This window comes from Gemmata sp. (assembly GCF_051859125.1).
Taxonomy (GTDB): domain Bacteria; phylum Planctomycetota; class Planctomycetia; order Gemmatales; family Gemmataceae; genus Gemmata.
Map to the genome: position 1 here is coordinate 1 of NZ_JBHYGG010000216.1, position 2,729 is coordinate 2,729.

The following is a 2,729-nucleotide window of genomic DNA, read 5'->3' on the forward strand; positions in this document are numbered from 1 at the left end:
CGCTGCCCCGCCCCTTGTCGCACGACAAGGGGCGGGGCAGCGTTCGCCTGGCCGTTCGCGCGACCAAGGTCAACACGGGTCGGGGTCCTGGGGCATGAACCCAGTCAAAGTCTGCGGGAGGGGCTCGAGGTGCCAAGGCGAAAGTTCACCCCGGTCGCGGGGCTGGCGGTTGCGACCCTCGTGTCGGTCCTCGTCGTGGCCCTGGGCGCCGCGTGGTGGAACCGCCCCGGGTGCTACTCCGGCCGCAACTACGAGCGGATCGAGAAGGGCATGACGCTCGAACAAGTCGAAGCACTGCTGGGCAAGCCCGGTGAGGAGGTGCCGGATTACGAGATCCCGCGCGGGCGGCCCCGGGGGGAGCCGCCGGACCCCACGTTCGGTGGCGACGTGCCCGGCTCCTGGTGCGGCGGCGTGTGGGGAGATCCCGTCTACCGGTGGTGGAAGACGCGGCCGTACGTCGGGGCGGCGCAGATCCTCGTCGGGGTCTCGGGCGGCCGGGTAATCAGCAAATACCGGGTTGAGCACTTCCCCTAACAGACCGGCCCGGCTGCCTGACAAACCGTCGATCCGCCGTCCCACGCGATCGCGAGCGGCCCTCGTGCTCCGGCCGCGCGACCGGGCATCAGCACGGGTAGGAGCGCTGCGGCAGGAACACCGCCGGGTCGGTCGGGATCCCTCCGCCGGCGTCGCCGTCCCCTCCCGTGTTGTCGCGCGACAAGGTGGTAAGCCCCGGGAGAGGCCGGTGATTCGTTGCGGCGGCCGAAGCCGTTGGGTACGGTAAGTCGGGAGAGTTGATCCGAAGTTCGGCGGAGGGCGTGTGTGAGCCAGTTCAAGGTCGCCGCGGCGCAGGTCGCGTCGGTCCGCGGCGACCTCGCACGGAACGTCGGGACGCACGTCGCGGCGGTGGCAGCCGCGGCCGCGCGGGGGGTGTCCGTCCTCGTGTTCCCGGAACTGTCCCTGCTCGGCTACGAGCCGGACCTGGCCGCGTCGCACGCCCTCTCGGCCGCCGACGCCCGCCTCGACCCGCTCGGCGAGGCGGCCCGGCACCACCGGATGCACGTCGCCGGCGGCGCGGCCCTGGCCGCCGGCGGCGGCAAGCCCGCCATCGGTGCCGTCCTGTTCGGCCCCGACGGCGCGCGGCGGACCTACGCCAAGATGCACCTGGGCGGCAGCGAGTCGCACTTCTTCGCCCCCGGGGCCGAGCCGCTCGCGTTCGCGGCGGGCGGGCAGATGGTCGGCCTGTCCATCTGCGCCGACTCGTCGGCCCCCGCCCACCCGCAGGCGTACGCCGCGCTGGGGGCGACGGTGTACGCGGCCGGGGTATTCCTGACGGCCGAGTGGTACGCGACCGACGCCCCGCGGTTGGCGGCGTACGCCCCCGTCCACCGGGTGCTGGTGGTGATGGCGAACCACGCCGCGTCGGCCGGCACCTACCAGTCGGTGGGCCGCAGCGCGGCCTGGGCGCCGGACGGCGCGCTGCTCGCGCAGGCCGCGGGCACGGAGAACGCGCTGGTCATCGCCGCCCGCGGGCCAGAAGGGTGGACGGCGGAGGCGTGTGAATTGTGAGGCCGCGCGCATGGGCGGGCCGGGCCACGCCGTCACGTTTGTTCGACAGCGAGCCTCCGCCGTTGTCTCGCGACAACGGCGGAGGCTCGCGGCAACACTTCCGCGATCCGGCCGAACCAGATGGCATGTAGCCAACCCCCGATCCGCGGGGTTTGTCCGGCGGCCGGGCTCAGATCTCTGAGCCGGGTCAGCGAGGGACCGTCGGAGACCGGGGAGCGCGGCCATACCCGCCGCCTCCGGCGCGCCACGGATGCGCTTGCCGATGTCCACACCCCGCCCGGCGTCGCCGCCGTACGCCAAGACGAGCCTGTGGTCCTTCAGGGCGTACTCCATGGCCTCTCGCTCACGCCGCGTCCTCCTGCTTCCTGAACAGCGGCTGCACCAGCTTCTCACACCACGCGATCACGGTGTCGAGGTTCTCGTCGTGAGCCGCCGGTTCCTTCCCCGTCTTCGCCGCCACCCGCGTGCCGAGCCGGTACACCTTCGCCATGAGGTGGGGAGCCCTCACCCCCTCGGCACGTTGGAACACGATCCGCAGGACACGGCACCAGGCGGAGAGCCGGTTCGGCATCGCCTGCGTCGGCTCGGGGAGCGCGATCCGGCCGTACGCGCCGGCGTATGCCCGGAGCGCGGCCTGGAGCACGTCGTTCGCCTTCTGCCGGGACCGGAGGGCCGCGAGGCCCGGCCCCTTGTCGGCGAGCAGCCCGTCCCACTCCGCCTGGAGGTCGAGGACGCGGAGCAGCGCGACCGCTTGTTCGGGGGGGAGGTTCGCGGCATCGCGTTCGGTGAACGGGGGCATGACAACCTCGGGTGTTCGGAGACGCATCGGCCCCGGCGGAATTGTCGAGGTCATAGCGAGGGTGGAGAAGGAGGGGAAGCCGGGTCGGCAGGGTTCCCGGGCTCGGGCAGTAAGAGTTACAACGCCCGGCCAGAAGGGGGCCCGCCATTCGGATCGCTCGCCCGGGATTCGCAGGACACGGGAGGCACGGCTGCCGGCACGGCCCGATTGGCACAGGGAATGCATAACCCTGTCGCGACGAGACACACTCGGGCCGACTCCCCCGGGCCCGCCCTGCACACCCCACCGCCCATCCCTCAGCCCTTCAACCTGTTCTTTCCGCGACATCCTGTAGCTCATGCGGCGAGGTTGAGGATGCGTTCCG

At 72.3% G+C, this 2,729-nt stretch carries 3 protein-coding genes; 2 read left to right on the forward strand and 1 reads right to left on the reverse strand.

What is annotated here, in order from left to right:
* Positions 1 to 129 precede the first annotated feature (129 nt).
* Entirely contained in the window at positions 130 to 534 is a 405-nt protein-coding gene (locus ACTIGN_RS17840; protein WP_439626239.1) for a hypothetical protein, read from the forward strand.
* A gap of 285 nt (positions 535 to 819) precedes the next feature.
* Positions 820 to 1,566, forward strand: coding sequence for a carbon-nitrogen hydrolase family protein (locus ACTIGN_RS17845; RefSeq protein WP_439626241.1), 747 nt, complete (start codon positions 820 to 822; stop codon positions 1,564 to 1,566).
* Positions 1,567 to 1,909: 343 nt separating this feature from the next.
* Here the strand turns inward: ACTIGN_RS17845 and ACTIGN_RS17850 are convergent, their stop codons facing one another.
* Positions 1,910 to 2,365, reverse strand: coding sequence for a hypothetical protein (locus ACTIGN_RS17850; RefSeq protein WP_439626243.1), 456 nt, complete (start codon positions 2,363 to 2,365; stop codon positions 1,910 to 1,912).
* Positions 2,366 to 2,729 lie beyond the last annotated feature (364 nt).